This is a genomic window from Mycobacterium neumannii (assembly GCF_002245615.1).
Lineage (GTDB): Bacteria > Actinomycetota > Actinomycetes > Mycobacteriales > Mycobacteriaceae > Mycobacterium > Mycobacterium neumannii_A.
In genome coordinates, this window is sequence record NZ_NKCO01000001.1 from 233589 (window position 1) to 259088 (window position 25500).

30 protein-coding genes are annotated in these 25500 nt (G+C 66.8%); 22 read left to right on the forward strand and 8 right to left on the reverse strand.

Annotated features, from left to right (window positions below; all coding sequences use genetic code 11):
* The first annotated feature begins 24 nt into the window (after positions 1-24).
* Both CEX88_RS01215 and CEX88_RS01220 read left to right on the forward strand, forming a co-directional pair.
* Positions 25-708: an amino acid ABC transporter permease gene (locus CEX88_RS01215; RefSeq protein WP_202931345.1), complete on the forward strand. Its 684-nt coding sequence runs from the start codon at positions 25-27 to the stop codon at positions 706-708.
* Positions 705-1586, forward strand: coding sequence for an amino acid ABC transporter permease (locus CEX88_RS01220; protein ID WP_094292099.1), 882 nt, complete (start codon positions 705-707; stop codon positions 1584-1586). The genes CEX88_RS01215 and CEX88_RS01220 overlap by 4 nt, the downstream gene beginning before the upstream one ends.
* Here the strand turns inward: CEX88_RS01220 and CEX88_RS01225 are convergent, their stop codons facing one another.
* The 3 genes from CEX88_RS01225 to recA form a co-directional block, all read right to left on the reverse strand.
* Positions 1587-2408, reverse strand: coding sequence for a TIGR03560 family F420-dependent LLM class oxidoreductase (locus CEX88_RS01225; protein WP_094292100.1), 822 nt, complete (start codon positions 2406-2408; stop codon positions 1587-1589).
* Between the two features lie 87 nt (positions 2409-2495).
* A complete protein-coding gene (recX, locus tag CEX88_RS01230; protein ID WP_094292101.1) occupies positions 2496-3020 on the reverse strand; it encodes a recombination regulator RecX in 525 nt (174 codons plus the stop codon).
* A complete protein-coding gene (recA, locus tag CEX88_RS01235; RefSeq protein WP_094292102.1) occupies positions 2986-5118 on the reverse strand; it encodes an intein-containing recombinase RecA in 2133 nt (710 codons plus the stop codon). The genes recX and recA overlap by 35 nt, the downstream gene beginning before the upstream one ends.
* A gap of 282 nt (positions 5119-5400) precedes the next feature.
* Here recA and hypA point away from each other — a divergent pair, with 282 nt between their 5' ends.
* From hypA to CEX88_RS01330, 19 genes are all read left to right on the forward strand, one after another.
* Positions 5401-5730: a hydrogenase maturation nickel metallochaperone HypA gene (gene hypA / locus CEX88_RS01240; protein ID WP_068197566.1), complete on the forward strand. Its 330-nt coding sequence runs from the start codon at positions 5401-5403 to the stop codon at positions 5728-5730.
* 2 nt (positions 5731-5732) lie between these two features.
* The gene (hypB, locus tag CEX88_RS01245) at positions 5733-6536 is read left to right on the forward strand and encodes a hydrogenase nickel incorporation protein HypB (protein ID WP_094292103.1); all 804 of its coding nucleotides are present in this window, start codon (positions 5733-5735) and stop codon (positions 6534-6536) included.
* A gap of 124 nt (positions 6537-6660) precedes the next feature.
* Positions 6661-7716 (forward strand): NADH-quinone oxidoreductase subunit B family protein, encoded by a 1056-nt coding sequence (locus tag CEX88_RS01250; RefSeq protein WP_068197572.1) that lies wholly within the window; start codon positions 6661-6663, stop codon positions 7714-7716.
* 85 nt (positions 7717-7801) lie between these two features.
* Entirely contained in the window at positions 7802-9598 is a 1797-nt protein-coding gene (locus tag CEX88_RS01255; protein ID WP_094292104.1) for a nickel-dependent hydrogenase large subunit, read from the forward strand.
* A 3-nt stretch (positions 9599-9601) separates the two neighbouring features.
* Positions 9602-10537, forward strand: a complete 936-nt coding sequence (locus tag CEX88_RS01260; RefSeq protein ID WP_094292105.1) for a NifU family protein — start codon at positions 9602-9604, stop codon at positions 10535-10537.
* Positions 10534-11175, forward strand: coding sequence for a DUF5947 family protein (locus tag CEX88_RS01265; RefSeq protein WP_094292106.1), 642 nt, complete (start codon positions 10534-10536; stop codon positions 11173-11175). The genes CEX88_RS01260 and CEX88_RS01265 overlap by 4 nt, the downstream gene beginning before the upstream one ends.
* On the forward strand, positions 11163-11807 hold the full coding sequence (locus CEX88_RS01270; RefSeq protein WP_094292107.1) for a DUF6084 family protein: 645 nt from the start codon (positions 11163-11165) through the stop codon (positions 11805-11807). Before CEX88_RS01265 ends, CEX88_RS01270 begins: the two co-directional genes overlap by 13 nt.
* Positions 11804-13141, forward strand: a complete 1338-nt coding sequence (locus CEX88_RS01275) for a hypothetical protein (RefSeq protein ID WP_094292108.1) — start codon at positions 11804-11806, stop codon at positions 13139-13141. The genes CEX88_RS01270 and CEX88_RS01275 overlap by 4 nt, the downstream gene beginning before the upstream one ends.
* The gene (locus tag CEX88_RS26575; RefSeq protein ID WP_094292109.1) at positions 13132-13251 is read left to right on the forward strand and encodes a DUF6893 family small protein; all 120 of its coding nucleotides are present in this window, start codon (positions 13132-13134) and stop codon (positions 13249-13251) included. Before CEX88_RS01275 ends, CEX88_RS26575 begins: the two co-directional genes overlap by 10 nt.
* Before the next feature lie 40 nt (positions 13252-13291).
* Positions 13292-13768, forward strand: a complete 477-nt coding sequence (locus CEX88_RS01285) for a hydrogenase maturation protease (protein ID WP_094292110.1) — start codon at positions 13292-13294, stop codon at positions 13766-13768.
* Positions 13769-13771: 3 nt separating this feature from the next.
* Positions 13772-14035, forward strand: coding sequence for a HypC/HybG/HupF family hydrogenase formation chaperone (locus CEX88_RS01290; protein WP_094292111.1), 264 nt, complete (start codon positions 13772-13774; stop codon positions 14033-14035).
* Complete coding sequence (hypF, locus tag CEX88_RS01295) at positions 14032-16338, forward strand: carbamoyltransferase HypF (protein ID WP_094292112.1); 2307 nt, start codon at positions 14032-14034, stop codon at positions 16336-16338. The genes CEX88_RS01290 and hypF overlap by 4 nt, the downstream gene beginning before the upstream one ends.
* Positions 16335-17054: a DUF6390 family protein gene (locus tag CEX88_RS01300; RefSeq protein WP_094292113.1), complete on the forward strand. Its 720-nt coding sequence runs from the start codon at positions 16335-16337 to the stop codon at positions 17052-17054. Before hypF ends, CEX88_RS01300 begins: the two co-directional genes overlap by 4 nt.
* The gene (locus CEX88_RS01305; RefSeq protein ID WP_094292114.1) at positions 17051-17776 is read left to right on the forward strand and encodes a HypC/HybG/HupF family hydrogenase formation chaperone; all 726 of its coding nucleotides are present in this window, start codon (positions 17051-17053) and stop codon (positions 17774-17776) included. Before CEX88_RS01300 ends, CEX88_RS01305 begins: the two co-directional genes overlap by 4 nt.
* Positions 17773-18459, forward strand: coding sequence for a D-sedoheptulose-7-phosphate isomerase (locus tag CEX88_RS01310; RefSeq protein ID WP_094292115.1), 687 nt, complete (start codon positions 17773-17775; stop codon positions 18457-18459). The genes CEX88_RS01305 and CEX88_RS01310 overlap by 4 nt, the downstream gene beginning before the upstream one ends.
* Entirely contained in the window at positions 18456-19550 is a 1095-nt protein-coding gene (hypE, locus tag CEX88_RS01315) for a hydrogenase expression/formation protein HypE (protein ID WP_094292116.1), read from the forward strand. The genes CEX88_RS01310 and hypE overlap by 4 nt, the downstream gene beginning before the upstream one ends.
* A gap of 12 nt (positions 19551-19562) precedes the next feature.
* A complete protein-coding gene (locus tag CEX88_RS01320) occupies positions 19563-19835 on the forward strand; it encodes a HypC/HybG/HupF family hydrogenase formation chaperone (RefSeq protein ID WP_094292117.1) in 273 nt (90 codons plus the stop codon).
* 10 nt (positions 19836-19845) lie between these two features.
* Positions 19846-20973, forward strand: a complete 1128-nt coding sequence (gene hypD, locus CEX88_RS01325; protein ID WP_094292118.1) for a hydrogenase formation protein HypD — start codon at positions 19846-19848, stop codon at positions 20971-20973.
* A 52-nt stretch (positions 20974-21025) separates the two neighbouring features.
* The gene (locus CEX88_RS01330) at positions 21026-21466 is read left to right on the forward strand and encodes a hypothetical protein (RefSeq protein ID WP_094292119.1); all 441 of its coding nucleotides are present in this window, start codon (positions 21026-21028) and stop codon (positions 21464-21466) included.
* Between the two features lie 4 nt (positions 21467-21470).
* Here CEX88_RS01330 and CEX88_RS01335 read toward each other — a convergent pair whose 3' ends face one another.
* Together CEX88_RS01335 and CEX88_RS01340 are read right to left on the reverse strand one after the other, a co-directional pair.
* Positions 21471-21665 carry a DUF3046 domain-containing protein gene (locus tag CEX88_RS01335; protein WP_094292120.1) on the reverse strand — a complete coding sequence of 65 codons (195 nt, stop codon included), beginning with the start codon at positions 21663-21665 and terminating at the stop codon, positions 21471-21473.
* Between the two features lie 9 nt (positions 21666-21674).
* A complete protein-coding gene (locus CEX88_RS01340; protein WP_094292121.1) occupies positions 21675-22847 on the reverse strand; it encodes a glycosyltransferase in 1173 nt (390 codons plus the stop codon).
* A gap of 42 nt (positions 22848-22889) precedes the next feature.
* On the opposite strand from CEX88_RS01340, the gene CEX88_RS01345 reads away from it, so the two are divergent.
* On the forward strand, positions 22890-23330 hold the full coding sequence (locus CEX88_RS01345; protein ID WP_066809198.1) for a limonene-1,2-epoxide hydrolase family protein: 441 nt from the start codon (positions 22890-22892) through the stop codon (positions 23328-23330).
* 6 nt (positions 23331-23336) lie between these two features.
* Here CEX88_RS01345 and pspM read toward each other — a convergent pair whose 3' ends face one another.
* The 3 genes from pspM to clgR form a co-directional block, all read right to left on the reverse strand.
* Entirely contained in the window at positions 23337-24167 is an 831-nt protein-coding gene (gene pspM, locus CEX88_RS01350; protein WP_094292122.1) for a phage shock envelope stress response protein PspM, read from the reverse strand.
* Between the two features lie 15 nt (positions 24168-24182).
* A complete protein-coding gene (gene pspA / locus CEX88_RS01355) occupies positions 24183-24998 on the reverse strand; it encodes a phage shock protein PspA (protein WP_094292123.1) in 816 nt (271 codons plus the stop codon).
* Positions 24999-25114: 116 nt separating this feature from the next.
* The gene (gene clgR, locus CEX88_RS01360) at positions 25115-25435 is read right to left on the reverse strand and encodes a transcriptional regulator ClgR (protein ID WP_064395243.1); all 321 of its coding nucleotides are present in this window, start codon (positions 25433-25435) and stop codon (positions 25115-25117) included.
* Between the last annotated feature and the right edge of the window lie 65 nt (positions 25436-25500).

A 25500-nucleotide genomic window follows, 5' to 3' on the forward strand; every position in this document is an offset into this window, starting at 1 on the left:
ACCTCCCCCGCACTAGGAGGTCATGTGGAGGTGCTCCCCGGCTACACCGTCGTCCAGATCGTCGAGGCGTTCTGGACGACGATCCAACTGACGGTCTACTCCGGCCTCGGTGCGCTGGTGCTCGGCACGGTGCTGGCCGCGATGCGGTTGGCACCGGTGCCGGTGCTTCGCTGGCTCGGAACGTCATACGTCAATGTGGTGCGCAACACGCCGTTGACGCTGATCATCCTGTTCTGTTCGTTCGGGTTGGCCGGGACCATGGGAATCACGCTGGTCGACCCGAGTTCGCGAACGTCCATCGAGGACAGTAACTTTCGGCTGGCGGTGCTCGGCCTGGCGTTGTACACCGCGGCGTTCGTATGTGAGACGGTGCGCTCCGGGGTGAACACCGTGCCGCTGGGCCAGGCCGAGGCGGCCCGGTCGCTGGGGTTGACGTTCGGACAGAATCTGCGACTCATCCTGATGCCACAGGCTTTTCGAGCCGTGATCATTCCGCTGGGGTCAGTGCTGATCGCCTTGACCAAGAACACCACGATCGCCTCGGCGATCGGCGTGGCCGAGGCCGCGCTGCTGATGAAGGAGATGATCGAGAACACCGCCGCGATACTCACCATCGGCACCATCTTCGCGGCCGGCTTCGTCGTCCTCACACTGCCGACCGGACTGTTCTTCGGCTGGCTCGGCAAACGGATGGCGGTCAACAGATGAGTACCGCTTCTGTTCTCTTCGACGCGCCGGGACCACGGGCGCGCGTCCGTAACTGGTTGGTGTCGGCGATCGTCATCGTGGTCACCGCGCTCGTCTTGGTCGCCGTGCTCGTGCAGATGGCGGCCAAAGATCAGCTCACGGCGGCCAAATGGGAGCCGTTCCTGACGGCTGATCTGTGGCGGACGTACGTTCTGCCCGGCGTGCAAGGTACGTTGACCGCCGCCGGGGTGTCGATCGTGCTGGCGCTGATCCTCGGTCTGCTGCTCGGCGTGGGTCGGCTCTCGACCCACGGCTTCCTTCGCTGGCCGTGCGCGGTGATCGTCGAATTCTTCCGTGCCGTGCCGGTTCTGATCATGATGCTGTTCGCGTTCGCACTGTACGCGGCCTACGACATGTTTCCGTCGAAGTATCTGGCGCTGGCAGCGGTCATCACCGGGCTGACGCTCTACAACGGCGCTGTCATCGCCGAGATCGTGCGCGCCGGCGTCCACGCCCTGCCCCGCGGACAGTCCGAGGCGGCTTATGCCCTTGGCATGACGTGGGGCCAGACGATGCGCTCGATCCTTCTGCCGCAGGCGATCACGTCGATGCTGCCGGTGTTGATCTCGCAGCTCGTCGTGGTGCTCAAGGACACCGCGATCGGCTACATCATCACGTTCCTCGAACTCGTTCGCCAGGGCGTGCAGATGGGTACCGCATACGGCAATCTGCTGCCCGCGCTGATCGTGGTCGCGTTGCTGATCATCGCCGTGAACTTCACGCTGTCGTGGGTGGCGACCCGGGTGGAGGCGCGGATGCGACGTTCGCGTCGCGGTCCCACGCCGCTCGAGACCGAAGCGGTCGAACAGGAAGGCGCACCGGGCGCAAAAGCCGTGTGATCAGGCTAGTTCGGCGCATTTGGCCAGCAATTCATCGTCGGGCGGCTGATAGAAGGACAACACGACATGCTGGCAGCCGAGGCGGTCGTATTCGGTCAGGGACTCCAGCTGGGCGTCGACCTGATCGGGTTGATCCGGATACAGGAACAACTGCACGCCGCGTCGGATCGACGATGGGTCACGGCCTTCCGCCGCGCACGCGTCGTCGAGCCCGCTGCTTGCCGCCGCCCACTCCTGGGGCGAGGTGCTCGGCATATTCCATTCGTCGGCATGCTTTGCCGCGACGCGCAACATCTTCGGCTGTGAGGCGCCGACCACGATCGGTGGATGCGGACGCTGAAGCGGCTTGGGATCGCAGCGCGCCTGCTGCAGCGTGAAGAAGCGGCCGGTGAAGTCGACCGCCTCTTCGGTCCAGAGCCTGCGGATGACCGTGAGCGCCTCATCCACCATCGCGACCCGCTGTCCCGGCGGTGGGAAGTCGATGCCGTATCCGCGGTGCTCGCCCTCGTGCCAGCCGGCCCCGAGGCCGAAATCCAGTCGGCCACCGGAGATGTGGTCGACGGTGACGGCCATCTTCGCCAGCACCGCGGGGTTGCGGTACGTGACACCGGTGACCAGGCAGCCCACCCGGGCGCGCCGCACGACCACGGCCATCGCGGCCAGACTCGTCCACCCCTCGTGGGTCGGTGTCGCATGATCGACCAGACCGTAGAAATGGTCGTAGTTCGACACCGCCGGGAAGCCGAGGTCGTCGGCCGTCCGCCAGAACCGTTCGAGGACCGGGTAGTCGAAGGTGGGCGCCAGCTTGACGGATACCTGCATGCAAACTGCTTACGCGGTCGGCGATTTCATTGCAACCGCGCCACGCTGTGCGCCCCGTCGACCCGGCTGCCGGACCGTCGCCGCGGCCTAGACCTGGCGGCGCTCGCGTTCGTTGGCCACTGCGACCTTGACGACATCGAACGCCATCGTCTGGCTGTAACCACGGCGGGCGAGCATCCCGACCAGGCGGCGCGCCAGCTTCGCATCGTCGCTGTCGGCCAGCTTCTCGCGGCGCAGCTTGTCGGCGACGAGTCGCTCGGCGCGGGCGCGTTCGGCACCGGGTTCGTCGTCGGCCAGCGTCGCCTCGATGACCTCGTTGTCGACGCCTTTGGTGCGTAGTTCGGCGATCAACGCCCGCCGGCCTTTTCCGGCGTTTGCCCGCCGTGATCGGACCCACTGTTCGGCGAAGTCGGCGTCATCGACGAGGCCGACTTGTTCGAGCCGGTCGAGCACCTTGTCGCTCACGTCCTCGGGATATCCGCGCTTGGCCAGCTGGCCGGCCAGTTCGGCCCGGGTACGCGCTCGCGCGGTGAGCAGACGCAGACACACGTTCCGCGCCTGCTCCTCGCGCGACGCCTCAGAAGTCGACGGGGGCGGGCAGGACTTCGTCATCGGTCACCACGGCACCAATGCCGAGCTTCTCTTTGATCTTCTTCTCGATCTCGTTGGCCACCTCGACGTTCTCGAGCAGAAAGTTGCGAGCGTTCTCCTTGCCCTGGCCCAACTGCTCACCTTCGTAGGTGAACCACGAGCCGGACTTGCGGATGAAGCCCTGCTCGACACCCATGTCGATGAGCGAGCCTTCCTTGCTGATGCCCTTGCCGTAGAGGATGTCGAACTCGGCTTGCTTGAACGGCGGCGAAACCTTGTTTTTGACGACCTTCACCCGGGTGCGGTTACCGACCGCGTCGGTGCCGTCCTTGAGGGTCTCGATCCGCCTGACGTCCATCCGGACCGAGGCGTAGAACTTCAAAGCCTTTCCGCCCGTTGTCGTTTCGGGTGAGTTGTGCACCATTACGCCGTCGACGAAATAGTTGTGATTGCCCTCGACCTCGATATCGAACCGATTCATCGACCGAGTGTGGGGCTTGACATGGACGTCGAGGATCCTTGCCGGCACCAGTCGTTGGGTGGATTCGACAAACTGCGGGCTCACTGTGCTCTGGCCACGGAACCGAGGCAACAGCTTGTATTCCATCGAAGGTGCCATGTAGGGCGCCACCAATTCCTGGAACTTCGCGCTGGACGCAGTGGAGAACACCAGCACGGCCTTCCCCGCCTTACCGGACTGCCGCAACCGCACCTCCAGGCCATGGGTGTCGTGCAGGTAGTCACGCAGCCGGACACGCGTGCCCTCGCTCATCGCCTCAACGCAGATCTCGATACGTCCGCTACCGCCAGCGGTGCGCTCCTGCAACCCTTTCGAACGGACGGTGAATGCCCCGTCATCCATGTACCAGATGGCCAGCGCCAGCGGAGTGAGCGCTTTGAGGTACTCCTCGGAAAGGAACTTCTTGCCGTCTCCCAGATACACCGCCCGCTGCAACTCAGCCAACTCGGGCAACGGCGTGAAGTCGACAAACGTTGCGCCCTTGTCGTTTACGCGGGTCGAATGCTTGATGTTGCCCAGGAGCTCTGTCTTCCATCGCAGATAGTCGACCTGCTTGGCACCGTGCCCCATCCGGAACCGCACGCCGTTGCGATCCCGCCGGTTGGGCGACAGATTGCCGTCACCCATCAATGAGCCGAGCACCACCTGGAACTGCTGATCGCTGAGACGATGCGGCTCGGTAGCCATCACACGGTCACCGGCGATGAGGTCGCCCGCTTCCGTCCAGCCGCCTGGTGTACGGATCAGGTGATTGGGCGTCGCCGCGAACTGCGACTTACCGTTGCCGCCCGACTTTTCGACCGTGAACTGCAAGAACTGCTCGGCCGGACCGTTGTTAAACCAGTTCACGACCTTGCGTGGCACGACCCGGTCGGTGTCCGGGTCGTAGGACAGCACCTCGACGTCCATCTTCTGGGTGACGATCTTGCCGATCTTCTCGGTGGTTCTGTCGGCCAACTGCACGCGAGTGCTGTAATTGAAACACCCGAACATCACACCGATCTTTTCGCGGAGCTGGTTGATGAAGATCGCGGTGGTGCCCGAATTGCTCAGTGCGCCGGTCATCTTGCGCAGCGCCTGGCTCATCAGCCGGGCCTGCAGGCCGACGTGGCTGTCGCCCATCTCGCCCTCGATCTCCGCGCGCGGCACGAGTGCGGCCACCGAGTCGATGACCAGGATGTCCAGCGCGCCGGAGCGGATCAGCATGTCGGCGATCTCCAGCGCCTGCTCACCGGTGTCGGGCTGGCTGACCAGCAACGCGTCGGTGTCCACCCCGAGCTTCTTGGCGTACTCGGGGTCCAGCGCGTGCTCGGCGTCGATGAACGCCGCGATCCCGCCGGCGGCCTGCGCGTTGGCGACCGCGTGCAGTGCGACGGTCGTCTTACCCGAGGACTCCGGGCCGTAGATCTCGATGACCCTGCCGCGCGGCAGGCCGCCGATGCCGAGCGCCACGTCCAGGGCGATCGAACCGGTCGGGATCACCGAGATCGGCTGGCGGACCTCTTCGCCTAGCCGCATCACCGAGCCCTTACCGAAGTTCTTGTCGATCTGTGCGAGGGCCAGCTCGAGGGCTTTCTCGCGGTCGGGTGCCTGCGCCATGGTGGTCTCCGTCCTTGGATGTCTAGCTGTTCGGTGATCGGTTTCGATCGGTTGGCCGTGACGCTAGAGGCAGCCACCGACAAGCCACCGACAAGTCGGGACAGGTCGGCCTGACCAGCAGCATCTAGCCGTCGAACACTGCCCACAGTAGACGAACACCTGTTCGACTCAAGGGAGACACGCCGTGCCATCGGCCATCAGTGTCGAATGGTTCCCCAGTCCACCCCCTACCGACCGCTGCGCGGCATATGGTGAAGATATCCCGGCCGAAACGGGGTCCGCGTGCACGAGATGGCGATAACGCAAAGTGTGATCGATGCGGTGTGCGAGCACGCCGCCGGCCGCCGGGTGCACCGCGTCACGCTCGAGGTCGGCGCGCTGTGCGCCGTGGTACCCGATTCGATGCGATTCTGCTTCGAACTCGCCACTGCGGGCACGGTCGCCGACGGGGCGCGCCTGGACCTCGACGTGCAACCCGGTGCCGCGCGCTGCCGCACCTGCGGCGAGAGCTTCGAATTGCGCGACCTGATTCTGTTGTGCCCCTGTGGCAGTGCGGATGTCGAGGTGGTCGCCGGCCGGGATCTGAAGATTCTCTCGATGGAAGTGAGTTGACCATGTGCACAACGTGCGGCTGCGGGGACGACGGCGCGACGCTCACTCTGCCGGGACACGCCCACCCCCATGAGAACGGCCACCACGCCGACCATTCCCATGACCACCCCCATGCCCATCCCCACACCGAGACCGTCACGCTCGAGCAGAAGGTGCTCGCCAAGAACGACGAGCTGGCCGAACGGAACCGCGCATGGCTGGCCGCCCGCGACATCCTGGCGCTCAACCTCACCAGCTCTCCGGGCGCCGGAAAGACCACCCTTCTCGAGCGCACCATCCGCGATCTCCATTCGGCTCGCCCCGTCTCGGTCATCGAGGGCGATCAGGAGACGCTGCTGGACGCCGAACGCATCAAGGCCGCGGGAGCGCGCGCGGTCCAAGTCAACACCGGCGCCGGTTGCCACCTCGACGCCGATATGGTGCGTCGCGCACTACGGGCGTTGGACCCGGAACCGGGCTCGATTCTCTTCATCGAGAACGTCGGAAACCTCGTCTGCCCCGCACTGTTCGATCTCGGCGAGCACAGCAAAGTCGTCATCATCTCGGTGACGGAGGGCGACGACAAACCCTTGAAGTACCCGCACATGTTTGCGGCCGCCGGGCTGGTGATCGTCAACAAGATCGACTTACTGCCGTACGTCAGCTTCGATCTTGAAAAATGTTGCCAATACGTGCGATCACTGAATCGCGACGCGCAGATACTGGCGATGTCCGCCGCCACTGGCGATGGTAGCTCGCGGTGGTACGACTGGATCACCGATTGCGCAAACTCGGCTTCTGCCCTGGCAACCGTTGACAAGACATAACCCCCGGAGTAAACCCAGACTCAGCGCCGGAATTCGGCGCCACGGCACAACGTGAGGTGTTGGGAGCCCCAGCCCGGCTCCCGGTCGTGAGGGCCCCAGCCCGGCCCCCAGAAAGCTGTGACCTATGCCAACGGAGGCAGCAGTCAAAGCGGAACAGGCCTTGATCCACGTGCTGTGGATCAACGCCGGATTGAGTTGTGACGGTGATTCGGTGGCGTTGACTGCCGCCACCCAGCCCAGCATCGAGGAGATCGCCCTCGGCGCGCTCCCGGGGTTGCCGAAGATCGCCGTCCATTGGCCCCTGATCGATTTCGAGTGCGGACCGAACGGGGGCGCCGACGATTTCCTCGAATGGTTCTTCAAGGCCGACCGGGGTGAACTGGAACCGTTCGTTCTGGTCGTCGAGGGGTCGATCCCGAACGAGAAGATCAAGGCCGAAGGTTACTGGTGCGGCTTCGGCAACGATCCGGCCACCGGCCAACCGATGACCACAAGCGAGTGGTTGGATCGGCTGGCGCCCAAGGCCACTGCCATCGTCGCGGTCGGAACGTGCGCAACCTACGGCGGCATCCACGCGATGGCGGGCAATCCGACCGGCGCCATGGGCGTGCCCGACTATCTCGGCTGGGATTGGAAGAGCAAGGCCGGCATTCCGATCGTCTGCGTACCGGGATGCCCGATCCAGCCGGACAACCTCGCCGAGACACTGACCTACCTGTTGTACATGGCCACGGATCAGGCCCCGATGATCCCGCTCGACGATGCGTTACGACCGCAGTGGCTGTTCGGTGCGACCGTGCACGAGGGTTGTGACCGGGCCGGCTATTACGAACAGGGCGATTTCGCGACCGAGTACGGATCACCGAAATGCATTGTGAAGCTGGGCTGTTGGGGTCCGGTCGTCAAGTGCAACGTACCCAAGCGCGGCTGGATCAACGGGATCGGCGGCTGTCCGAACGTGGGCGGTATATGCATCGGCTGCACCATGCCCGGATTCCCCGACAAGTTCATGCCGTTCATGGACGAACCCCCCGGCGGCAAGGTGTCCACAGCGGCGTCAGGGCTGTACGGATCGGTCATCCGAAGCCTGCGCCATGTCACCGGCCGCACCGTCGACAAAGAACCGAAGTGGCGCCATCCCGGCACGCAACTCACGACCGGAGCGACCCGCACCTGGTAGGTGTGGCTGTTCCGCGGCGCGCAGGCGTGCTTTCGATTTCGAAACTGCCTGTGACGCTTCTTATCTGAAGAAAGAGAAGAGTTCGATGACAACCATCATCCCCGAGCCGTCACACGTGAAGCGCGACCCCGGCCAACTGGTGGAGATGGCGTGGGATCCCATCACCCGGATCGTCGGCAGCCTCGGCATCTACACCAAGATCGACTTCGACAACCGCGAAGTCGTCGAGTGCCACAGCACCTCGTCGATCTTCCGTGGTTACTCGATATTCATGAAGGGCAAGGATCCTCGCGACGCGCACTTCATCACCAGCCGCATCTGCGGCATCTGCGGCGACAACCACGCGACGTGCTCGTGTTACTGCCAAAACATGGCCTACGGGGTCAAGCCGCCGCATCTCGGGGAGTGGCTGGTCAACCTGGGTGAGGCCGCCGAGTACATGTTCGACCACAACATCTTCCAGGAGAACCTGGTCGGCGTCGACTACTGCGAGAAGATGGTGTCGGAGACCAATCCGAGTGTGCTGGCCAAGGCCGAGAACGCCCAGGCGCCGCATGCGGATATGCACGGCTACCGCACGATCGCCGAGATCATGCGCGCGCTCAACCCGTTCACCGGCGAGTTTTACCGCGAGGCCCTGCAGGTCAGCCGGTGGACGCGAGAAATGTTCTGCCTCATGGAGGGTCGCCACGTCCATCCGTCGACGCTCTATCCCGGCGGCATCGGCACAACCGCGACGGTCCAGTTGATGACCGACTACATGACGCGGCTGATGCGCTACGTCGAGTTCATGAAGAAGGTCGTGCCGATGCACGACGACCTCTTTGACTTCTTCTACGAAGCGCTCCCCGGCTACGACCAGGTCGGGCTGCGCCGCACACTGCTCGGCTGCTGGGGCTCGTTCCAGGATCCCGAGGTGTGCAATTTCGAGTACAAGGACATGGAGCGCTGGGGCGACGCGATGTTCGTCACGCCCGGTGTGGTGATCGACGGAAAGCTGCACACCCACTCGCTCGTGGACATCAACCTCGGTATCCGGATCCTGTTGGGCCACTCGTATTACGACGACTGGTCGGATCAGGAGATGTTCGTCAAGCAGGACCCGCTCGGCAATCCGATCGACCGCCGGCACCCGTGGAACCAGCACACGAATCCCCGGCCGCAGAAGCGCGACTTCGACGGCAACTACAGCTGGGTGATGTCGCCGCGCTGGTTCGACGGCACGAATCACCTGGCGCTCGACACCGGCGGCGGCCCGCTGGCGCGGCTGTGGTCGACCGCGCTCGCCGGATTGGTCGATATCGGCTATGTCAAGGCGACCGGCCAGAGCGTGCAGATCAACCTGCCCAAGACGGCCCTGAAGGGGCCGGTGGAACTCGAGTGGAAGATCCCGCATCACGGCAGCAACACGCTCGAGCGCAATCGTGCGCGGACGTACTTCCAGGCCTACGCCGCCGCCTGTGCCCTGCACTTCGCTGAGAAGGCGCTGACCGAGATCCGTGCGGGCCGGACCAAGACCTGGGAGAAGTTCGAGGTGCCTGACGAGGGCATCGGTTGCGGGTTCACCGAGGCGGTCCGCGGAGTGCTCAGTCACCACATGGTGATTCGCGACGGCAAGATCGCGAACTATCACCCGTATCCGCCGACGCCGTGGAACGCCAACCCCCGCGACAGTTACGGCACACCGGGTCCCTACGAGGACGCGGTCCAAGGTCAGCCGATTTTCGAGGAGAACGACAGAGAGCATTTCAAGGGCATCGACGTCATGCGCACGGTGCGCAGTTTCGACCCGTGTCTGCCGTGCGGCGTGCACATGTACCTGGGCAAGGGGAAGTCGCTCGAGCTGCGTCACTCCCCCACCCAGTCCGTCACCGGGGAATAGGGAATGGCCCCGCCGATCCGAAACGACGCGCAGTGGCGTACGGCGGGCGACCGAATCAAGGCCCTTCTTGACGCGTCCGCCGCGGGTGGCCCCGCCGCGCACGAGCGGGCGGTCCAACTCGTCCGTGAGGTGACCGACCTCTACGGCGCCGCGCTCGAACGAATCCTGCGGATCGCGGTGAGCGTCGACGCCTCGATAGCCGAACGGCTGGCCGGCGACGACCTCGTCGCGAGCCTGCTGCTCGTACACGGCTTGCACCCGCACGACATCCACCGGCGCGTCGAGGACGCCTTGGACAGGGTGCGGCCCTATCTCGGCTCACACGGCGGTGCCGTGACGCTTCTCGAAACCGTCGACGGCTCAGACGGATTCACCGTCCGCCTGCAGTTCGCCGGCAGCTGCAAGAGCTGCCCCTCGTCGGCGGTCACCCTGGAGTTGACCGTTGAGGACGCCATCCGGGCGGCGGCCCCCGAGGTCACTGCGATCGAGGTGGTGCAGCCCGACTCGGGTGCCACCGTGATACCACCGGCGACGCTGTTCAGCCGTGTCCAGCAGCGTGCACAGGCCCAGCCCACGTGGTACCCCGTGCCCGAATTCGCCGACCTGGCGCCCGGTGAGGTCGGTGGGTTCACCGTTGCGGGAACCACCGTGTTGGCATGCCGGATCGACGATGAGGTGTTCGCCTACCGCGACCGCTGCGGCGCCTGCCACAAATCGCTGGCAGGCGCCGCGCTGCACCGCAGCATCGGGTCACCCGCGGGTGACGCGGTGCTGCGCTGCCCGCGTTGCCATGCCCATTTCGATGTCGTGCATGCCGGAGCCTGCGTCGACGAACACGCTGACCCGTTCGCTCACCTGCAACCCGTCCCGCTGCTGGCGCGCGACGGCATGCTGTCGATCGCGATGGGCGCGCAAGCCACCGAGGCGGGTGTGGCATGACCAGCGCGTACGACGTGCTCGCGATGATCCGGGCCAACCGCGGCGCCCCCGCACCCGCGGGCGAACGCTGTGAGATGTGCGCCGAAGCGATCGCCGACGAACACCAGCACGTCGTGAATGTCGAAGCGCGAGCGCTGATGTGCGTATGCCGCGGCTGTTATCTGCTGTTCACCGACACCAGCGCCGAGCTCCGCTATCGCGCCGTCCCCGACCGCTGGCTGTCCTTCCCGGAATTCGGGCTGGGACGGCAGGATTGGCAGCTTCTTCAGATCCCGGTCGGGCTGGCGTTCTTCTTCAGGAACTCGACGTTGAATCGCGTGGTGGCCTTCTATCCCGGGCCGGCGGGCGCGACCGAGTCTGAACTGGACCTCTCCGCGTGGGACGGCGTCCGTGCGGCGGACCCGCGGGTTGACCTGCTCGCCGACGACACCGAGGCGCTGCTGGTGCGGGTGCCCGACGACGAACGTCGGGCACCGGAATGCTTCCTGGTGCCCATCGACGCCTGCTACGAGTTCGTCGGCAGGCTCCGCCGGCTGTGGCACGGTTTCGACGGCGGTCAGCAGGTGCGCGGATACCTCGACGATTTCTTCGAGCACGTGCGTGACCGGGCGAAGGTGGTGGCGCCGTGCCAGAGCTGACCTTCGCGGTGCTCGACATCCGCGCCGAACCGTACGCGGTGGCACCGGTGCTCACCGCCCGAATCGGTATCGCCGCCGACGGTGACGACCCCGTGCATGCCATCGCGCTGCGGTGCCAGGTCCGCATCGAACCATTGCGTCGCAGATACTCCGATCACGAGGCGCTCGGACTGCTCGACCTGTTCGGGCCCCGCGAGCGCTGGGACACCACACAACACAGCTTCCTCTGGCAGCATGCCAGCACCATGGTTCCGGGTTTCATCGGAACCACGCAGGTCGACCTGCCGCTCGAATGCACCTACGACCTCGAGGTGACTGCGGCCAAATACTTCCATGCACTGCATGACGGTGGGGTTCCGCTGCAATTCCTGTTCAGTGGAACGATTTTCACCCGCGGCGAAAAGAACTTCAGCGTTCAGCAGGTCCCCTGGGATCGCGAGGACCACTACGACCTACCCGTCTCGACGTGGCAAGACCTGATGCGCCTGCACTATCCCAACACCGGTTGGTTGCGGCTGGGTCACGACACCATCGACGCGCTGTCCGAGTTCAAATCAGCCCGCGGCCTCCTGAACTACGACGACGCGATCGCCTCGCTACTGGCCGCTCACACCGCAGAGGAGATTCGATGACCGCAGACTGGGATCACGCCCGGGCCGTCGCGGACGCGGTGCTCTACGAGGGGTACCTGCTGTATCCCTACCGAGCGAGCTCGAGCAAGAACCAGTCCCGTTGGCAGTTCGGCGTTCTGGGACCGAACGGCGCCGCAGAGGCCGCCATCGGAGAAGACGCCTCGCTGTCCACCCAGGTGCTGCTGGACCCGCACGGCATCCCGATGGTTACCGGTGCGATCCGCTTCCTGCAACTGCAGCGCCGCAGCGTCGAACGCCACGCCGGGGGCGGACGGTTCGAACCAGTCGCCGAGCTGCGCTCGGGAGCCGATGCATGGGTCAGCTGGGACGAGGCCGTCGAGTGCGAGATCCCGATCGACCCGTTCCCGGTCATGAGCTTGCCTCGCACATTGGACATCTCGGTTCCGTCGGCGAGAGAGATCGAGCCCGTCGCGGGCGGCAGGCTGGTGCGGACGCGCCGCGAGATGAGCGGCCGACTCGACGTCTCCGCCGAGCAGGACGGCGACTTGCTGCGGCTCACGTTCGATGTGTACAACACCGCTGCACCGGCCGGCGACAAGGACGAGGCGATCGCCGTGTCACTGATCGGGACCCACCTCTTGCTGGAGGTGGCCGACGGTGAGTTCATCTCCCTGCTCGAACCGCCGGAGTGGGCCGCCGACGCCGTGGCGCGGTGTCGACAGCACCGCTGCTTTCCGGTGCTCGCCGGCCCGGCGCCACATCGGGATCTCGTACTCGCGTCGCCGATCATCCTCTACGACCACCCCGAGATCGCCGAGCAGAGCAAGGGTGCGCTCTACGACTCGACCGAGATCGACGAGATCCTGACGCTGCGCATCATGACCATGACCGACGACGAGAAAGCGCAGGCCCGGGCCACCGATCAACGCGCCGCGGCGATCATCGACCGCTGCGACTCGATGTCGCCCGAGGCGATGCTCGATCTGCACGGCGCGCTGCGGAACCCGCATGCGCCGAGCGGGGAGCCGGACCTGATCCCGCAGATCCCGGCCGGCGTCGAGTGGTGGGATCCCATGGCCGATACGGCGGTGCAGCCGGACTCGGATGCGGTGCTGGTCAACGACACTCGCATCGCCCGCGGCAGCCGTGTGCGGTTGCACCCCTCCCGGCGGGCCGACGCGCAGGACGTGTTCTACGCCGACAAGATCGCGCGCGTCACCTCGGTGCATGAGGACGTCGACGGCGAGCACCATATCGGCGTCGTCATCGAGGACGATCCCGGTGCCGAACTGCACGACTGGTACGGCCGCTACTTGTACTTCGCACCCGACGAGGTCGAACCTCTGGTTGAAGGGAGTCCGCAATGGAAGTAATCGGCTGGATCGCGGTAGGAATCGTGGCGGTGGTGGCCCTGGCGGCGGCGGCGGTGGGCATCCGCTCCGTGCCGGATGCGCGGCGCTACATGAGAATCCGCCGGATGTGACGGCGAACGAGGTGTCCTCATCTCCCAACTTATCTCCCGCATCCTGGTAGCCGGGCTCGGCAACATCTTCCTCGGCGACGACGGCTTCGGCCCCGAGGTGATGCGCCGCGTGCCGCCCGACCTCGCCGGACCACACGTTGCGGTCAGGGATTACGGGATCGGCGGCATGCACCTCGCCTACGACCTGCTCGACGGCTGCGACGCCCTGGTCCTCGTCGACGCCATCCCGAGTCGCGGCGCGCCCGGCACGCTCCACGTATTCGAGGCCGACCTCACCGACGCCCGGGCCGAAACGGGTCTGGACGCGCACGCGATGGATCCCGCGGCGGTGTTCGCCAGCCTCAATGCGCTCGGCGGCACCCCGCCCTTCACCGTGGTGATCGGCTGCGAGGTCGACCGCGTCGACGAGGGTATCGGTCTGTCGGATGCCGTCGCGGCGGCCGTACCGGAGGCGGTGCAGGTGATCGGCGAGGTGGTCGCCGGACTATCGGCCCGCGTCTCGGTGACGGAGGGCTGACCGATGTGTCTGGGGATTCCGGGGCGGGTCGTGACGATGCTGGAGGGCTACGGCGATCAGCTGGCCCTCGTCGAGGTCGCGGGTGAGCACCGCAAGGTCAACGTCGGCATGCTGCCCGAGGAGACGTTCACACCGGGCGACTGGGTCATCATCCACATGGGCTTCGTGGTGGAGAAGACCGACAAGGCAGGGGCCGACGCCGCACTCGCGGGTCTGCAATTGTTCGGCAGGGGCGAACCTGTTTCGGGCCTTGAGGATTCACCGTGACCACGCGGTGCCGGCTGCGTGTCCGGGTCCGGGGAGTGGTTCAGGGCGTCGGCTTCCGGCCCTTCGTGTACACGACGGCGGCCGCGCTGGGGCTGACCGGAAGCGTCTGCAACGACAGCGCGGGCGCGCTCGTCGACGTCGAGGGCGACACCGCCGACGTCGAGACGTTTCTGGTCCGGTTGCGCGACCACCCACCGCCGCTGGCGGTGATCGAAGGCCTTGACACCGAAGCGCTTCCGGTCGCGGGCGGGACGGGTTTCGTCATCGCCGACACCTCGCGAACCGACGGTGGCCGCACGCTCACCTCACCCGACGTCGCCATGTGCGCCGACTGCGCCGCCGAACAACGTGACCCCCGCAACCGACGTTTCCGTCATGCGTTCATCAACTGCACCAACTGCGGACCGCGCTTCACCATCATCGCCTCGCTGCCCTACGACCGGCACGCCACGACCATGGCGGGCTTCGACATGTGCGAGGCCTGCGCGCGCGAATACCACGATCCCGCCGACCGCAGGTTCCACGCCCAGCCCGTCTGCTGCCCCGACTGCGGCCCGACGTTGACCTACCGCGACCTCGCGGGAGCCAGCATGACGGGCGAATCCGCGTTGCAGCGCGCGCGCCGGTTACTGACCGACGGAGGCATCCTCGCGGTCAAGGGCATCGGCGGCTACCACCTGGCCTGCGACGCCGCCGACGAACGCGCGGTCGCCGAGTTGCGTGCCAGGAAGCGCCGCGGCGACAAACCGTTCGCGGTAATGGCACCCGACCTCGCGACCGCTCGCGGCCTGGTCGAGATCGATGCGCCGTCGGCGCGGTTGCTGGCCGGACCGCAACGCCCCATCGTGTTGATGCCGCAGCGCCACGGCGCCCCCGTCGCCGACGCCGTCGCACCGCACAACCGCGACCTGGGCATCCTGCTGGCCTACACCCCGCTGCACGCTCTGCTGTTCGGGCTGCCCGGCGACGCACCCGGACCGACCGCGTTGGTGATGACGTCGGCCAACCTCGCCGGCGAGCCGATCTGCTTCGCCGATGCGAGCACGCTGGAACGGCTTTCATGCATCGTCGACGGTTGGCTGATGCACGACCGCGAAATCCTGGTGCCCTGCGACGACTCCGTGATGCGCATGATCACCCTCGACGGCGGAGACGAGCCGGTGGAATTGCCGATTCGGCGATCGCGCGGCTATGCGCCGCTGCCCGTGGCGTTGCCGATGCCGGTGCCGCCCTCGCTGGCGGTCGGCGCCGACCTGAAGAACACCATGGCGGTCGCGGACGGCCGATACGCATGGCTGAGCCAGCACATCGGCGACATGGACGATCTCGCGACGCTGTCGGCCTTCGATTCCGCGCAACGCCACCTGCGGGACTTGACGTCCGTCGCGCCGCAGGTGTTGGTCGCCGACGCGCATCCGCTGTACCGGTCGACCGAGTGGGCCCGGCGCAACGCGGCCGACCGGCCGGTCAAACTAGTTCAGCATCATCACGCGCACATCGCCGCGGTGATGGCCGAACACGGCCTCGACGGGTCCACCCAGGTGATCGGGTTCGCCTTCGACGGAACGGGTTACGGGCCCGACCGTGCGGTGTGGGGCGGCGAGGTGCTGCTGGCCAACTACAAGGGCTACCAACGGCTCGCGCACCTGAAGTACGTTGCCCTCGCGGGTGGTGACGTCAGCGTCCTTCGCCCGTATCGGATGGCCCTGGCACACCTGCGCTCGGCGGGGATCGCGTGGGATCCCGACCTGCCCCCGGTCTCGGCCTGTCCACCCGACGAGCGTCAAGCGCTTGCCCGGCAACTCGAGACCGGCCTCGGCTGCGTGCCGACCTCCAGCATGGGCCGGCTGTTCGACGCGGTGTCCTCGCTGGCCGGCGTGCGGCACGTCGTCGACTACGAGGCGCAGGCCGCCATCGAGCTGGAGGGTATCTCCCGCGGCATCGACTGCGGCACAGACTCTTACGCATTCGCCGTCGGCACAAGCCACTCGACGGCAGTGATCGATCCCGCCCCGGTGCTGCACGCCATCGTCGACGACCTCCGTGCGGGTGTGTCCTCGTCAGTCATCGGCGCCCGGTTCCACCGCGCGGTCGCCGATCTGGTTGTCGACCTCGCATGCACACACGCCGACTCGTCGCGGCCCGTGGCCCTGTCCGGCGGTGTGTTCCAGAACGCCCTGCTCCTCGAGTCGACCCTGAACGGGCTACACGGCAAGGGCATCGACGCGATGACCCATCGCACGGTGCCGCCCAACGACGGCGGTATCGCACTGGGCCAGTTGCTGGTGGGGAACGCATCATGAACGACAAGGACGGTCCTACGGTGTTCGGCCGCTACGCCTACCCGCCGAACGAGCTCGGCTACTGCGGTCCGGCCGGCGGCGGTGGAACCTCCGGGCTCGCCGCGCACGCACACGAATTCGACGGTGCCTGGCCGTATCTCACCGTCATCGCCGAGGCCGTCGGGACGTCCGACGCGCTGGACGACGAGGTCGTCCGCAGCTACTGGATCGGCGGGCGGGCGCTGTCCAAGGTGGATCCCGACCACCTGCTGGCACGGTTGCGCGCGTCGATCACCGGTCAGGTCACCGGGATGCTCGACACGGTTCCCTCCACCTCCGATGTCCTGGCACACCACAGCTTTCACGTCTTCGTTGTTTACCCCTGGGTGAAGTTCCTGGGACGCGACGCCGACACCGCCATGGGCGTCATGCAGGCTTGCCGCATCCGGTGGGGCACCGTCACGTCCGTCACCGGCGACCGGGCGGAGGTCACGTCGCGGCCGCTGACATACGGAGACGGTCGCCTGGTGCTGGGTGATCCGCGCGCCGAGCGGATCACATGGAAGCGGGGCGAGCAGTCACTGGCGCCCCGTCCGCAACCTGGGACGATCGTCTCCGCCCACTGGGACTGGATCTGCGGGACGCTGACCGACGAGGAGGCCGCCGACCTCGAGGGGGCCACGCAGGCAACGCTCAATCTTGTGAACTCCGTTCTTGGACAAGGAGTATCGCGATGACGACCGCTAAACGACCGTATGTCGGCGAGGAACTGTCAGCCGACCTCGCCGCCGCCGCGCTGGATCTGGCCCGCCGGTTCAACGATGGAGCGACTTTGTGGGTGATCTCGCCGCAGTGGGAGCCGCACGCCCATCACATCGCCGTCGAGTTCGTGCACCCGGTGATCATGGGCAAGCGGGCACTTCCGTCGGTCGCCCTCGTCGAACCGGACCCCGTCGCGCAGGCGCGGGTGGCAAGTCGGCCCGGCGATCTGCTGATCGCGGTGGCGTCGGCGCACGAACCGTCGGTCGTCGACGCGATGCGGCGCGCCCGCGCGTGGGGCGTCCTGACGTTGTGGATCGGGTCCGGACCCCGTCCAGCGGCGGGAGCGGCAAATCACATCCTCTGGATCGACACCGAGGACCCGATGGTGCCCGCCACCGGAGCATTCGTGCTGCTGTATCACCTGCTGTGGGAGCTTACCCACGTCTGTTTCGAGCATCCGGGACTGCTCAAACCCGCGGACCCCGCCGCCGTCTGCGTGACGTGTAGCGACGAGGGGCGGTTCGGTGAGGTGCTCGTGCCGCCGGTCGACGCGACGAGTTCGGCGCTGGTACGCACTGCCGAGGGTGAGGAGTGGGTCGACGTCACGCTGATCGGCGATGTCGCGGTCGACGACCTTGTTCTGCTGCATGCCGGCGGGGCCATCTCGCGCGTCGAGCCCGAGGAGGTGCGCCGATGACCGACTCCGATGCCACCGGCTTCCTGTACCCGTTCATCGAGTCCGAGGAGTCCGACGCCGCGAGCCTGCTCGACGACCTCGCGACCTCGGCCCGCGGTAAGGCCGCCGAAAGCGCTCGGCTGCAACGGGAATCGCTCGAGGAGTACGGTGATGCGTTGACCGCGGCCGGAACGCAGATGGCCGAGCGGTTCCGCCGCGGCGGGCGGTTGTACACGTTCGGCAACGGCGGAAGTTCCACCGACGCCGCGACGTTGGCCTCGCTGTTCAGCCGACCGGCACGTGGAAGGCCGGTCGCCGCATGGTCCCTTGCCGCCGACAACGCCGTGGTGACCGCGCTCGGCAACGACGTCGGGTTCGAGCTGATTTTCAAACGCCAGATCATCGCCCACGCCCGCGACCGCGACGTCGCGATCGCGCTGTCCACGTCCGGCAACTCCGACGACCTGATGACCGCGATCACCGAGGCCAAGCATCGCGGCCTGCTGACCGCGGGCTTCTCCGGCCACGACGGCGGGCGGATGGCGGCCGCCGATGACCTCGACTTCTGTTTCACCGTCCACTCGCAGAGCATCCACCGCATCCAGGAGAGCCACGCGATGCTCGGCTACCAACTCTGGGCGGTGGTTCAGGACCAACTGCACACCAACTCGGCCCGCGCACTGAACGGAGCACCTTCCACATGACACGAGCTGCGAGCGCGTCCGAACGCGAAGACCGGGTGCTGGAACGGATCGACAAGTTCCGGCAGCGACGACCGCGGCTGCTCGACGAAGTGGTGACGCTCGCGCACGGGGCGGGCGGCAAGTCGTCGGCCGCGCTCGTCGACGCGGTGTTCCTCGAGGCCTTCCGCAACGACGAACTCGAACAACTCGGTGACGCCGCCGCGGTGCGGATGCCGTCGGGCGAGCGGCTCGCTTTCTCCACCGACTCCTACGTGGTGTCGCCGCGGCGCTTCCCGGGCGGCTCCATCGGCCACGTCGCGGTGCACGGCACGATCAACGACCTGGCCGTCTCCGGTGCCCGCCCACAGTGGCTTTCGGCGGCGTTCGTGATCGAAGAGGGCTTTCCGATCGCCGAACTGCGCGAAATCGTCGCGGACATGGGCGAAGCCGCGTTGAACGCGGGCGTGCAGATCGTCACCGGCGACACGAAGGTCGTCGGCAGGGGCGCCGCCGACGGCGTCTACATCTGCACCGCGGGCATGGGTTTGATTCCCGAGGGCCGGCTGCTGTCCCGCGACAGCCTGGAGCCCGGCGACAAGGTCGTGCTGTCAGGCACGATCGGCGAGCACGGGATGGCCGTCATGCTGGCGCGCGGCGATCTGGCCATCGACGCCGACATCGCGTCGGACACCGCGCCGGTGCACGAACTCGTCGAGCTGCTGCTGACCGCGGCGCCGTCGACCCGGTGGATGCGCGATGCGACGCGCGGCGGTGTGGGCACGGTGGCCAACGAACTCGTCAAAGACGCGCCGTTCGCGATGATCCTCGACGAGGAGAGACTGCCCGTCCTGCCGCAGGTGCTCGGGGCGTGCGACATGCTCGGCATCGACCCGCTCTACGTGGCGAACGAGGGCAAGTTCGTCGCCGTCGTGCCCGCCGACGAAGCCGATGCGGCGGTGTCCGCGTTGCGCGGCCACCCGCAGGGCGCGCAGGCCGCGGTGGTCGGCGAGATCGTCCCCGAACCCCACGGAATCGTCGCGCTACGAACATCGTTCGGTGGCAGCCGGATCGTCGACATGCTCGTCGGCGACCCCCTGCCGCGGATATGTTGAGAGGAGACCGACATGTGCCTCGGCATCCCCGGTCAGGTGGTCGACATCGTCGACGCCGAACAATCGCTGGCCAAGGTCGACGTCAACGGCGTCCGCAGAACCATCAGCGTGCGTCTGCTGGTCGACGACAATCTGCAGGTCGGCGACTGGGTCCTGGTTCACGTCGGGTTCGCGATGGCCAAGATCGACGAACGCGAGGCCACGCTCACCCTCGACCAGGTACAGAAGATGGGCGCCGACTACGCCGCCGAGATCGAAGCATTCAACTCGTCCGAAATCGCTTGAGGGGCAAACCATGAGATTCGTCGACGAATTCCGCGACCCGGCCGCGGCACGCGCGCTGGTCAGATCCATCACCGACCTCGCCGGCGACGACGAGTTCAAATTCATGGAGGTGTGCGGCGGCCACACCCACACCATCTACCGCCATGGCATCGAGCATCTGCTGCCGGAGACGGTCGAGCTGGTACACGGGCCCGGATGCCCGGTGTGCGTCATTCCGATGGGACGCGTCGACGACGCGATGTGGCTGGCCGAACAACCGGACGTCATCTTCACGACGTTCGGCGACATGATGCGAGTGCCGGGATCGCGGGGCAACCTCATCGAAGCGAAGGCCCGCGGCGCCGATGTGCGCTTCGTGTACTCGCCGCTGGACTCCTTGAAGATCGCGCTCGACAACCCCGACAAGCGGGTCGTGTTCTTCGCAGTGGGCTTCGAGACAACCGCCCCGTCCACCGCCGTGACGCTGGTGCGCGCGAAAGCTCTGGGCGTGGGTAACTTCAGCGTGTTCTGTAACCACGTCACGATCGTTCCGCCCATCAAGGCGATCCTGGAGTCTCCCGACCTGCGGCTGTCCGGATTCCTCGGGCCCGGACACGTCTCGACGGTGGTGGGGTTGCGCCCGTACCGGTTCGTCCCCGACGTATACGGAAAACCCATGGTGGTGGCAGGATTCGAACCGCTCGACATCCTCGCGTCGGTGCACATGCTGCTGCAGCAGATCCGCGACGGCCGTTGCGAGGTCGAGAACCAGTACACGCGGGTGGTGCGTCCCGAAGGCAACACGCAGGCGCTCAAGCTGATGGCGCAGACGTTCGAGCTGCGACCGCATTTCGAGTGGCGGGGGCTGGGTTTCATCTCACAGAGCGCGCTGCGGCTCCACCCCGACTACGCCGACTTCGACGCCGAACGCACCTTCGCCATGCCGGGTGTGCGGGTGGCCGATCCGAAGGCGTGCCAGTGCGGCGAGGTGCTCAAAGGCGTCATCAAACCGTGGGAGTGCAAGGTTTTCGGTACCGCGTGCACACCGGAGACGCCGATCGGGACGTGCATGGTGTCCCCAGAGGGCGCCTGCGCGGCGTACTACAACTTCGGGCGGTTGCACCGTGAGACGGCGTTGGTCCTGGGTCAGCGCGCCTGAGGCCGTCTATTCATCGCCGCGATCCCGCGGCGACAAGTGAGGAGTGAATGTCATGACAGAGCCGGAGGAACGAGGAAAGCGCGGAACCGGATCCGATCAACCCTCGGGCGGGCCGGCGGACCGTCCGTCGGACACCTATCGCGGTGACGAGTCCGTCCCTGCCCACGAGGACGGCGGAAAGCCGGACTTCCAGACGGGATTCACCAACGAACCGCCCAAGGACGTCAAACCTGAGATCCCGCCGTACGAGGGGCGGCAGACGTCGGCCAAGCCGGAAGGCTCGGGCGACGACGGCGGCGAACGCACCGCGGGTGCGGTGAAGCCGGCGACGGATGCCACGAGCAAGTCGGAGTCGCCGAGCGATACCGGCGGTGCGACCGCCTCCCCCGCCGACGAACAACCGGCGTCACACATGCCGGAGTCCGACCGCGGCGACGACCAGGTGGGCCCGTCGCATACCGCGGGCACCGGTCGCGCCGAGGACAAACGCTAGCGATTCACCACTGATCGCGCGGGACGTCGAAGTCCGAGCACAGCGCGCGCCAGACGTCGCGCGGATCGACGCCGTCCTCGATGGCCCGCTCGGCGGTGCGCCCATCCAATCCGCTCAGAACGTGGTCGACGAGCAGCGACGACCCGCGCACCGAGCCGAACTGCTCCTCGACGAGCTGATGAAATTCCGTCAACCGCACGAGCCCAAACTACGCCGACGCAGCCAGCGCTTCATGGCACACCCGTACCGGATCTTCGACGTCGGAGACGGTCGCCCCCGCCCGCCGCGCCGCCTGCCGGTAGCGGGGTGTGTCCAACACCTCGCGTACCGCCTGCGCGAGCGCATCCGGGGCGAGAGGACGCACCAGTTGCGCGCTCCCCTGGCGCACAACACGATTCGCGATCTCCCATTGGTCGCCCCCGCCGGGGACCACCACCATCGGAACTCCGGCCAGCAGTGTCTTGGCCACCATGCCGTGGCCGCCTCCGCAGATCACCAGGTCGGCATGCGAGAGCAGTTCGTCCTGTCTTCCCAGCCCGACCACCGCCCACGGCGGCACCGTGACCTCCGTGCCGCCCAGTCGCGACACCACGACGCGCGAACCCGGTGGCACCACCTCCCCCGGCGTCAAAGTCTCCAACGCGACCTCGGCAAGGCCGCGTTCACCGGTGGTGGCAGTCGAGGGTGCGACGACCACGACGGGTCCGTCGCCCGGCGGGATGTCGAGCGTCGCCGACGTCGGCTCGAAGTGCAGCGGACCCACCACCACGGCTTCGGTGGGCCAGTCCGGCCGGGGCACCTCCAGCGCCGGCAACGTGGCGATCAACCGTCGGCGCGGGCCGGGATCGTCTGCGGGCAAACCGATTTGCACACGCGCCGCCGAGCGCTGGCGAATGCCCTGCCGCCATGACCGGGCGGAGAGGGCGCGCAGGATCGCGTCGCGCAGCCGGCCGCGGAAACCCACGCCGGGCGCCAGGCCGCTGCCGATCGGCGGAAGCCCCTTCGACGGCCGGTACAGCGGGTGCGGGTTGAGTTCGACCCAGGGCAGCCCGAGCAGTTCGGCGCAGAACCCGCCCGCCGTGGTGATGGCGTCGGAGATCACGAGGTCCGGCGCGAGCTGACGCATCTGCGGCGCGTTGAGCACGGCCATCCGGGCACCACGCTGGTGGACCTTCGCGCCGGCGTCGGCGTCGTCGTCGGTGTCCACCGGATCCAGGCCGAGGAGTTCGGCGGCGTTCACCCCGGCGTCGCGGGCCGTGTCCAGCCATTCCGTCCCGGTCAGCAGTGTCGGCGTATCCCCGTTGGCCAGAAAACGAAGGCACAATGCGAGTGCCGGAAAGGCATGTCCCGGATCCGGTCCGGCAACGACCGCGACGCGCATTGGGCTACCCTGCCACAGCTGCGCGGCACTAGGCTTGCGCCCATGACCGACCAGGCTTCTGAACTGAAAACCGACGTCGACAACATCCGGGCGGTGGAAACGTTCCTCTACGCCCTGCAGGACGAGGATTTCGACACCGCCGACGGCCTGCTCGCCGATCACGTCGAATGGCACAACGTCGGCTACCCCACGATCCGCGGCCGTCAGCGCATCATCGGCCTGATGCGTCGCGGTCAGGGCCGCTTCGGCTTCGAGGTGAAAATCCACCGCATCGCCGCCGACGGCAGCTCCGTGCTCACCGAACGCACCGACGCGCTGGTGTTCGGACCGGTGCGCCTGCAGTTCTGGGTGTGCGGAACGTTCGAGGTGCACGCCGGTCGAATCACGTTGTGGCGCGACTACTTCGACACTCTGGACTTCCTCAAGGCGACGGTGCGCGGTCTGGTCGCGGCGGTGTTCCCAGCGCTGCGCCCCACGATGTGACTACGGCTACGCCCCGCGAACGTGGCCGAGCTCGTTGAACGCCTGCGCCCACCCCACGAGCCGGTCGGTGGCGTTGGACAGCTCGTCGCGGTAACGCTGTTGCCACATCGGTGAGGTCGACGTCGGGCCGGCGTTCGCCGCCGACACCAGTTGCGCTGCGGCGTTGACCATTTCGCCATACTGCCGTGCCCCGTGATCGAGTTGCGCCGTGAACGCCTGGATGGTGGGCACCAGGTGGGCGCGCGACTGCGGCGTCGCGCGGACCGCCCGCTCCATCGACATCACTTCGTTCGCGGTGGCTGCCATGGTCGTCGCGGTCTGGTTCGCCGCGGCGGCCAGCTCGCGGAGTTCGTCCGACGGCAGCATCCGCCCCCGCTCCAGGACCCCGAGCAGGGAGAAGAATCCACGCTCGGAGGTGGCCAACGCCGCCATCGGCTGGCGGGCTGCCGATCCCCACGGTGGAAGCCTGCGGGTGGCGCGGGACCGCGGAGGCGGCAGCGGCTCGCGGCGCAGCCAGCGGTACCGCAAGAACGTCAACGTGGCCAAGAAAGCAGCGCCGACGGCGATCGGCGACGGGATGAACAGCGCCCATGCGGGAACATCCCACGCCGCCACGACGCCGGTCACGCCGATCCAGAACACACAGGAAATCGTGAAGAACACGGTGAGCCGTAGCGCCCAGCGCCGCTTGCGGAGCAGCTTGGCGCGCGGGTCGGCGGCGGCGTTCAGCTTGTCGGCCAGGACATCGGACCACTCGGCGGCCGTGTCGATGCCGTTCTGGACACCCCGTTGCACCAGCGAGCGCAACGGCTCGGGTCGACTCCTCTGCGAACTCACTGGTGTCCTCACGAACTATTGAGACAGCGGATTTTCCGGTGTCGCCTGCTGCGGATTGGTCGCCGGGGGCGCGGGTTGCGGAGCGGCGTTGCCGCCCGCGGGCAACTGCTCACCGCGCATCGAGGCGCGGATCTGCTCCAGCCGGGAATGCCCGGCCATCTGCACGCTGGCCTGCTGGACCTCCAGCATCCGGCCCTGCACCGAGTTCTGCGCCAACTCGGCCTCGCCCATGGCGTTGGCATACCGGCGCTCGATCTTCTGGCGCACCTCGTCGAGGCTGGGCGTGGTGCCCGGGGCGGCCAACTCGCTCATCGAGCGCAGCGACGAGCTGACCTGCTCCTGCATCTTGGCCTGCTCGAGCTGGGACAGCAGCTTGGTGCGTTCGGCGATTTTCTGCTGCAACATCATCGCGTTCTGCTCGACGGCCTTCTTGGCCTGGCCGGCCGCGTTGAGCGCCTGGTCGTGCAGGGTCTTGAGATCCTCGACGCTCTGCTCGGCGGTGACCAACTGCGCGGCGAACGCTTCGGCGGCGTTGTTGTACTCGGTAGCCTTGGCGGCGTCGCCGTTGGCGACGGCCTGATCGGCCAGCGTCAACGCCTGCCGCACGTTGACCTGCAACTTCTCGATGTCGGCGAGCTGGCGGTTCAGACGCATCTCCAGCTGGCGCTGGTTGCCGATCACCTGGGCGGCCTGCTGGGTCAGGGCCTGGTGCTGGCGCTGGGCTTCCTCGATGGCCTGCTGAATCTGCACTTTCGGGTCGGCGTATTCGTCCACCTTGGAGCTGAACAGCGCCATGAGGTACTTCCACGCCTTGACGAACGGATTGGCCATGTCAGTTCACTCCGCCTTCGTGTCGTTGTGTCGGACTCGCCGGCCCGGCTTCCCGTGCTGCCCAATCTATCGGGTCAGCGCGTATCACCACAGTCGGTCGTGGTCGGCTCAGCGCGTCAGGCGACCGCCATCGACACGACCTGCGGGATGACCACCTTGGTGGTGGCGTCGATGTTGGCGGCACCGGCGAAGGCGGCGCTCTCCTCACGCTCCATCTCCTGGCCGGCGTCGAAGAGCACCTGAGACAGCGGAACGTCGAGGGCGCCGCAGATCGCGCTGAGCAATTCGCTCGAAGCTTCCTTGCGGCCGCGTTCAACCTCCGAGAGGTAGCCCAGACTGACCCGGGCGGTGTCGGACACTTCGCGCAGGGTGCGTCCCTGGTCGACGCGGGCACGACGCAGCACGTCGCCGATCACCTCGCGCAGCAATGCCGTCATCGTGCTCTCCCTTCGGAGTCAGTATCTGGGGATCCAATAGGGCAACGCTGAGCGTGGGCCTGTTG